Consider the following 9040-nt stretch of genomic DNA (forward strand, 5'->3'; position numbering starts at 1 on the left):
AGAACACCATGAACGAACTGCTAGATGATGATCTGCTGATGCTGCTGCTCGACGATGTCGCCGGCGACATGCACGCCAGCGCCAGCCGCCGGCTGGACCGCGCGCCGTTGTCTTTCGCCCAGCAACGCTTGTGGCTGGAGCATCAGCGAGACCCGGCCCGTTCGGCCTACAACTTGCCACGGGCCCTGCGCCTGACCGGTAGACTCGATGCCGACGCCCTGGAACAGGCGCTGAATCGGGTCATCGACCGACACGACATCCTGCGCACCGCGTTCAATGACCTCGACGGTGCGGCAGTCCAGGTCGTCGAGCGCAACGTCTGCCTAATCCTGCATCGGGAGGACCTCGGCGCGCTCGCCCCCCAGGCACGAGCCATGGCACTCTCACAGCGCATCGAGTTGCACGCCCGGCAACCGTTCGATCTCAGCCACGCGCCGCTGATGCGGGCGACGCTTCTGCGGCTGGGCAGCGACGAACATGTACTGCTGCTCAACATGCATCACATTGTCTCCGATGCCTGGTCCAACACGATCCTCATGCAGGACATGACCCAGGCCTACGCTCAGGCCTTGCTCGGTGATCCGTCACCGCTGCCACCGTTGTCCCTGCAATACGCCGACTACGCCACCCATCAGCGAGGCGAGTATTTGCAGGGCACGGCCTGCCAGCGCAGCGGTGAATACTGGCGCCACTACCTGGGTCGCGACCTGCCCACGCTGGAACTGCCCCTGGATTTCCCCCGCACCGCCGGCCAGCAGCATAGGGCCGGACGTGTGCACGTAACACTTGCCCCCGCAGTGACCCGGGCCCTGGACGCGTTCTGCCAACACCAGGGCCTTTCGCCTTTCGTGGTGGCACTGGCTGCCTGGCAGCTGTTGCTGGGCCGGTACAGCAACCAGGACGATTTCACCGTCGGCGTGCCCAACGCCAACCGCAACAGCCATGAATGCCAGGACCTGGTGGGGTTCTTTGTCAGCAGCCAGGTGTATCGGACGCGGATCGACTCGACCCACAGCGTGTCGGATTTCCTGCGCAGTTTGCGCGCCCAGTCCCTCGCCGCGCTGGAACATGCCGACTACCCGCTGGAGCTGATCCTTGATCAACTGCAACGTCCCGGCGCACAGGGCTTGTTCCAGGTCTTGTTCAACTGGCGCACCGGCTCACCGCCCCTGACGATCTCGCCCAACGGCGAACTGGCCCTGGAGTTTCTCGATACAGGCGACAGCCAGGCCAAGTTCGACTTGTCGCTGGATGTCGATTATTCACAGCAGCAGATTCTGGCGACGTTCGAATACAGCCGTGATCTCTACCGCACTGAAACCATCGAGCGCATGGCCGGCCACTGGCAAAACCTGTTGCAGGACCTGATCGAAACCCCTGAACGCGCCCTCGGCGAATTGCAATTGCTGAGCGCTGAGGAACGGCAACACACCCTGCACGACTGGAACCGCCAGCCCACCCGACTGCCTTGCGAACAGTGCCTGCACCAGTTAATCGAGGCCCATGCCGCCGCCACGGGTGACGCCACGGCACTGACCTTTGAAGGGCAGCACATGAGCTATGCCGAGCTCAATCGACAGGCCAATCAACTGGCCCATCGGCTGATCGAGCAAGGCGTCGGGCCCGACGTGCTGGTCGGCATCGCCGCCGAGCGTACGCCGCAAATGATCATTGGCCTGTTGGCGATTCTCAAGGCCGGTGGCGCGTACGTGCCGCTGGACCCGGCCTACCCGGCCGATCGCCTGGCCTACATGATCCAGGACAGTGGCGTGACGCAGATCCTGACCCAGGCTCATCTGCGTGAATCGTTGGCGTTGCCAGCCGACATGAACTGTTTGTCGCTCGACCCCGTCGAGATCGAGGGCGACTATCCCGAACACAATCCGGATGTGCCGATGCACCCGGATAACCTGGCGTATGTGATTTACACCTCCGGCTCGACCGGCCAGCCCAAAGGCGCATTGCTGACGCACCACAACGTCAGCCGATTGTTCCGGGCCACTGACCGCTGGTTCAGCTTCGATCACCAGGACGTCTGGTGCCTGTTCCATTCCTATGCCTTCGACTTTTCCGTGTGGGAAATTTTCGGTGCGTTGCTGCACGGCGGCCGACTGGTCATCGTGCCCCACGCGGTGAGTCGTTCGCCGCAGGAGTTCTACGCCCTGGTTTGCCAAGAACACGTCACCGTGCTCAACCAGACGCCCTCGGCGTTCAGGTCGTTGCTAAAAGTCGCCTGCGAGCCTCATCAGCCGCTTGGTCACCGGCTGCGCCAGGTCATTTTTGGCGGCGAAGCCATCGATGTGCAGAGTTTGCGCCCCTGGTTCGAACGTTTCGGCGACCAGTCGCCTCGATTGATCAACATGTATGGCATCACGGAAACGACCGTCCATGTCACCTGGCGACCGCTGTCGATCGACGACTTGAACAGCGAGACCGCGAGCCCTATCGGCCAGCCCATCGTCGACCTGTCCTGGTATGTGCTCGACGCGCACCTGAACCCGGTCCCCAAGGGCTGCATCGGTGAGCTGCATGTCGGTCGGGCCGGCCTGGCCCGTGGTTACCACCAACGCGCCGACCTGACCGCCAGCCGCTTTATCCCCGACCCGTTCGATCCGCTGCCGGGTGGTCGCCTGTATCGCACCGGCGACCTGGCACGTTATGGCAGCGACGGCAGCATCGAATACATCGGGCGCCTGGATCACCAGGTCAAGATCCGCGGATTCCGCATTGAATTGGGCGAAATCCAGGCACGTTTGCAAGCGCTGCCGGCGGTCCGGGATTGTGTCGTGTTGACCCATGAAGGCCCGGCCGGCCTGCAACTGGTCGCTTATGTGATTGCCACGCAAGCGTCCATGAGTGGGTTACGCGAAGGTCTGTTGGCCGCTCTCAAAGCGCAGTTGCCGGACTACATGGTGCCCAGTCACCTGGTGTTCATCGATCACTTGCCGCTCAATGCCAATGGCAAGCTCGACCGCAAGGCCTTGCCGGAACCGGACGCGCGTCTTCGGCAGACCGATTACGTGGCGCCGCGTACTCAATTGGAACAGGCGCTGGCGCAGCTCTGGCAAGAATCCCTCAGGGTTGAGCGCGTGGGGATCAACGACAGCTTCTTTGAACTGGGTGGGCATTCGATCCTGGCGATTGAGCTGATCGCCAACCTCAAGGCACGCCTGAACATCACCGTGCGTCTGCAGGCGCTGCTGGTCAACCCGAGCATCGCGGAGCTGGCACTGTTCATTTCGCAGGAGCATCGGCAGCAGACTCAGTGTCTTGTTCCCTTGAACACCGCTCCCACCAATGCGCCGCAGTTGTTTTGCCTGCATCCCAGCGGTGGCATCGTGTTCTGCTACCAACCCTTGGCGCGCAAACTCCAACATCGGGCGCGCACCATTGGCGTCATGCACCGCGGCTTCAGCGAACCCCATGCGAGCCCTGAGGCCTGGCGCGAGATGATCGCCGATTACAGCCGGGAAATCGTCAGCGCCCAACCCCAAGGCCCGTATTACCTGATGGGCTGGTCCCTGGGCGGAACCATCGCGCTGGACATCGCCGCGTCGCTGGAAAACCAGGGCCACACCGTCAGCTTCCTCGGCCTGGTGGACGCCACGATTCCTGAACATCTGTACCCGGCAACCTTGTCGCGTCATCGACATTTGCCAGGCGCTGAGCAAGCCGACCCGGCCTCCCAGGATCTGCTCGAGGCCATCGAATACTTCGACTTGCTGTTTCCAACCCTCACCGAACGCACGGCGGCTTACCGGCAAGAACACCCCGCCAGCACGGTCCAGGCCTTCCATGAGTGGGCCGCCAGCCAGATCGAGCCGGGCCGAGGCGACTTGCTGTCGATCGTGCAAAGCGTCAAGGATGAGGTCATGAACGCCCAGGCGTTTTCGGTGCATGACCGGTTGCTCGAAGCCTTTGACGGGTTCACCTTCAAACCAGTCCAGGTACGTCCCAGTTGCTGGTGGACACAGGCGGAAAAAACCCCTGGGGAACTGGCATTCTGCGAAGCCTTGATCAAGGGCTATAGCCTGACGGGTGAGCTGCAATGCTCGGTGCATTCCCCGTTGCGTCATCGCAGTATGATTTTTGATGATGTGTTGCTGGATTCACTGGTCGAGGTTTTTCTGGCCAGTACGGTGGAAGGGAAATAGCGCCAATAGACGATACGGTGGCAAGGTCGCTTTTGTGGCGAGGGAGCTTGCTCCCGCTGGGCTGCGCAGCAGACCCAAAGGCGCGAACTCAATTTGCCTGACACACTGGGTTGCCGGATTTCAGGGGTGGTGTGTATATCCGTTTCTTCGGTAACGGCGGCTTAGGGTTCCGCCCTGACGGCGGGTCACTTTTGAGAAGCCCGGGAGTCGGCCCAGTCAAAAGTAACCAAAACGCTCATGCCCCACCACTTGGTGCCTCGCTTAGGCTCGGCATGCCCTCACTCCGGCATTGCTCCGTGGGCCCGCCGCGAAGGGCCATCCATGGCCCAGCGCGGCTATCCCGGCATCCATGCCGGGATGCCCACTCCACAATGCCTGCGTTCGGCCATCGTGGTTAACGGGGCGCCGAGATCAACGTCCACCGCGAGGCGGCCTAGTAGCCGACCTGGTTCTAGGTGACCGCGTTTCCCCTGTGGGAGCGAGCTTGCTCGCGATGAGGCCAGTACATCCACCATCTTCATCGACTGTAGCCCCGCCTTCGCGAGCAAGCTCGCTCCCACATTGGATCTTCTGCAGACACAATATCCGTGTGCACCCGGGGTCCTTCTGTGGGAGCGAGCCTGCTCGCGATGAGGCCAGTACATCCACCATCTTCATCGACTGTAGCCCCGCCTTCGCGAGCAAGCTCGCTCCCACATTGGATCTTCTGCAGACACAATATCCGTGTGCACCCGGGGTCCTTCTGTGGGAGCGAGCCTGCTCGCGATGAGGCCAGCACATCCAACCTCTTCATCGACTGTGACACCCGCCTTCGCGAGCAAGCTCGCTCCCACATTGGATCTTCAGCAGCCACAACATCCATATGCATACAGAGTCCTTCTGTGGGAGCGAGCTTGCTCGCGATGAGGCCAGCACATCCAACATCTTCATCGACTGTAACGCCGCCTTCGCGAGCAAGCTCGCTCCCACATTGGACTTCAGCAGCCACAATATCCGTATGCACCCGGGGTCCTTCTGTGGGAGCGAGCTTGCTCGCGATGAGGCCTGCCCATTCAACATCTTCGTCGACTGTGACACCGCCTTCGCGAGCAAGCTCGCACACATTGGATCTTCAGCAGCCACAATATCCGTGTGCACCCGGGGGCCTTCTGTGGGAGCGAGCCTGCTCGCGATGAGGCCAGTCCATTCAACATCTTCATCGACTGGAACGCCGCCTTCGCGAGCAGGCTCGCTCCCACATTGGATCTTCAGCAGCCACAACATCCATATGCATACAGAGTCCTTCTGTGGGAGCGAGCTTGCTCGCGATGAGGCCAGCACATCCAACATCTTCATCGACTGTAACGCCGCCTTCGCGAGCAAGCTCGCTCCCACATTGGAGCTTCTGCAGACACAATATCCGTGTGCACCCGGGGTCCTTCTGTGGGAGCGGGCTTGCTCGCGAAGAGGCCAGTACATCCAACATCTTCATCGACTGGAACGCCGCCTTCGCGAGCAGGCTCGCTCCCACATTGGAGCTTCTGCAGACACAATATCCGTATGCACCCGGGGTCCTTCTGTGGGAGCGAGCTTGCTCGCGATAACGCCGGCACATCCAACATCACCGTAAACTGACCCTCCGCTATCGCGAGCAAGCTCGCTCCCACAGGGGGAATGCGGTCCCACCCAGAACCAGGTCGGCTATCAGGCCGCCTCGTTTCGGACGTTGATCTCAGGCGCCCCGTTAACCACGATGGCCGAACGCAGGCATTGTGGAGTGGGCATCCCGGCATGGATGCCGGGATAGCCGCGCTGGGCCATGGATGGCCCTTCGCGGCGGGCCCACGGAGCAATGCCGGAGTGAGGGCATGCCGAGCCTAGGCGAGGCACCGAGTGGTGGGGCAGAAGCGTTTTGCTTACTTTTGCGCTTTTCAAAAGTGAGCCGCTGTAAGAGCGGAACCATAAGTGGCCGTTACCGCAGCAACGGATATACACACCACCCCATCCAAAAAAAGCCAAAAAAAACGGCGTTTCACATTTCTGAAGAAGCGCCGTTTTTTTAGTGACCAACACTACGCACAAGGCGGGTCTATTTCATTCCCGCGAGAATCAGAACTCCGGGGTGTACTTCACCGAGAACATCAAGTTGCGCGGATCACCGAAGTTGTTGTTGCCATCGAGCTGGTTGTAAGCGGACGTTATGTACGTCTTGTCAAACAGGTTGTTGGCATTGAGCGCCAAAGCGATTTCCGGCGTCAGCTGGTAGCCGATACGGGCATTCCACACGGTATAACCCGGTACGTCGGTCTTTTCTTGGTAAACCAGTGTGTGGCTTTGGGTGGTGAAGCCCAGGCCAGTGCTGACGCGGCTCCAGTCGCCGGTCAGTTGGTAATTGCCCCACACGCGCAGCATGTGTTTCGGCGTCCAGCTACTGTAGACACGCCCTTCATTTTCCGGGTCCTCCAGGTACTTGGTGGTGTTGTAGGTGTAGCCCGCGAACAACTGCAGATTGTCTATCACTTCACCACTGATTTCGGCATCGAAACCCTGGCTGCGCACTTTCCCCGAGGCAGTGGAGCAGTTCACGTCATTACAACCAGGGATGTCGGTGGCACGGTTCTCGTGATCGTAACGGAAGATGGCCAGGGAGGTATTGACCCGACCGTCCATCAGCTCACCCTTGAGGCCAACTTCGTAGTTGGTGCCTACGATAGGCTTGAGCACCGAACCGCTGGGGCTGACCTCGGTCTGGGGCTGGAACACATCGGTGTAGCTGGCGTAGACCGCCCACTCACGGCTCAGGTCATAGATGATACCGCCGTAGGGCGTGACCACCCCGGTTTCAGTTGCGGTGCTTGGGTCGTTGCGTGTGATACCGGCCGAGTCTTGGGTTTTCGACTTGTAGCTGGACTCATACCAGCTGACCCGAGACCCCAGCACCAGCGTCAGATCATCGATCGGCTTGACGCGCCAGGTGCCATACACACCCTTCTGGCGGATATCGTATTTACTGAGGGTGCCTCGCCCGCCCGGGCTGTTGATCAGACTCTCATAGCTGATGTCCGGACGGTCATTGTTCAGGTCGAAGATGGAGTCGCTGGTATTGTTGAATGTACGGGCGAATTTATCATCCGTCTCCAACTGCGAGAAGTTGCCACCCAGCATGACTTCCTGCTCCATCGACAAGGCTTCGAACTTGCCGGTCAGGTTCATGTCCAGACCAGACTTCGTGGACTGGAAATCCGTCACGAAGTCGGCATATTGCACGCCACTGCCATCAGCCAAGAGACCACCCCCCCTTTGGACTCGCTGGTTCTTCGCCTGGTTATCTTCAGTCATGTACACAGCACCCACCTTGAACGCCCAGTCCTCGTTGAAGTGATGCTCCAGGTCGGTGTAGTAGGTGGTGACATCGATTTCAGAACGGTTCCAACGCGCACCCGTGTAGGTCGAACGCGACACGTCCGGCATCGAACCGTCGGCATAACGAGGCAGGCCACGGATGTTGCCGCGCGATTCGCCGTTGGATTGGCTGACGGCGAAGCCCAGGGTGGTGTCTTCGCTCAGGTCGACGTCCAACGCACCGTACAGCGAGTGAGTCTTTGTCCACGCATGGTCGACGAACGAATTGCTCTGGTCTTCGTCGACGACGACGCGGCCGCGAATGTTGCCGGCCTGGTTCAGCGGGCCGCCGGCGTCCAATTGCAGACCGTAGTGATCCCAGGAGCCGGCCTTGCCGGTCAGGGTCACGGTCGGTGCGCTCTGGCCACGCTTGCGCACCAGGTTGACGGCACCACCGGGGCTGCCAGTGCCTTGCAGCAGGCCGGCCGCGCCGCGCATGATTTCCAGGCGGTCGAAGAAGATCAGGTCCTGGGTCGCCCAGTTGCCCAGCGAATAGTTGTTACGCAGGATCGGCACACCATCGTATTGCCAATCGTCGATCTGGAAACCGCGGGACGACAGGATCATGCCTTGGCCGACGCCCTGCAGGCCGACGATGCCGGTGGTCTGGTTGACGGCGTCCTTGAGGCTGACCAGGTTCTGGTCATCCATCTGCTTGCGCGTCATCACGGTGATCGACTGGGGAATTTCCTTGAGGGTGTGGGTGCCCTTGCCAATGGTCACGGCGTGACTGGTGTAGGTGTTACTGCCTTCGGTTGTCGCGTCCAACGCTTGTGCACTGATGGTGGTCGCACCCAGCTCAAGGCCTCCCGTGGCAGAACCGCGCACCAGCATCAGGGTATTGCCCTCAACGCTGTAACGCACCCCCGTGCCCTTGAGCAACTCGGCAATGGCCGCCTGCGGGCTCATCTTACCGCTGACGCGGGTGCTCTTCAGGTCGGCCATATCTGCAGCGTTGTAGATCACTTGCTGGTTGGTCTGCTGACCGAACGCTTGCAGTGCCTGCGGCAGCGGTTGCGCAGGAATGTTGATGCTGACGTCTTCTGCCATCACCTGAGCGCTGAGGGGCAGTACGCAGACCAACCCCAGACCGGCCAACACCCGCCGCGAACGCAGGCCGCGGGACATGACGAGTGCCTTGAACAGAGGTTTCAACTCATGAATGGATGACATCGTGCTCTCTATTATTGGTAGAAGTAAAAGTCCATGGGGCCGAAGGGCCCGCCGCTCGCCAGCACACGTGAACCCGCACGGTCGATTGCCCCAAGGCAATGTCAGTGCGTGGCCGACCGGCCCCTCCCCGGGCACGGTCATCTGGCTGGAAGACGGCGAAATTTTTTCTGAACAAGCCCGGTGCCTGGACGTCCTGCCCGACCCGATTTGCCCACATACCTAAGTAAGACGCAGCACCTGCCAAAAACCGGAATGAGTTTATTTATCATTCGCGAAAAAGATTAAAAAAAAGGCCGGCGCTGTTGGGCGACGGCCTTTTGTTTCGTGTGATG

The 9040-nt window shown here is 60.4% G+C and carries 2 protein-coding genes; one reads left to right on the forward strand and one right to left on the reverse strand.

What is annotated here, in order from left to right; all coding sequences use genetic code 11:
• Positions 1 to 8: 8 nt before the first annotated feature.
• A complete protein-coding gene (locus tag QMK47_RS19895) occupies positions 9 to 4154 on the forward strand; it encodes an amino acid adenylation domain-containing protein (protein ID WP_320389199.1) in 4146 nt (1381 codons plus the stop codon).
• Between the two features lie 2088 nt (positions 4155 to 6242).
• Here QMK47_RS19895 and QMK47_RS19900 read toward each other — a convergent pair.
• Positions 6243 to 8708, reverse strand: coding sequence for a TonB-dependent siderophore receptor (locus tag QMK47_RS19900; protein ID WP_320389200.1), 2466 nt, complete (start codon positions 8706 to 8708; stop codon positions 6243 to 6245).
• Positions 8709 to 9040: the final 332 nt, after the last annotated feature.

The sequence above is a fragment of the Pseudomonas sp. P9_35 genome (assembly GCF_034008205.1).
Classification (GTDB): Bacteria; Pseudomonadota; Gammaproteobacteria; order Pseudomonadales; family Pseudomonadaceae; genus Aquipseudomonas; species Aquipseudomonas kilonensis.

Bases quoted from the DNA above. Each gene is read 5' to 3' on its own strand.
- QMK47_RS19895 (WP_320389199.1), top strand. From the start codon at position 9: ATGAACGAACTGCTAGATGATGATCTGCTGATGCTGCTGCTCGACGAT.
- QMK47_RS19900 (WP_320389200.1), bottom strand. From the start codon at position 8,708: ATGTCATCCATTCATGAGTTGAAACCTCTGTTCAAGGCACTCGTCATG.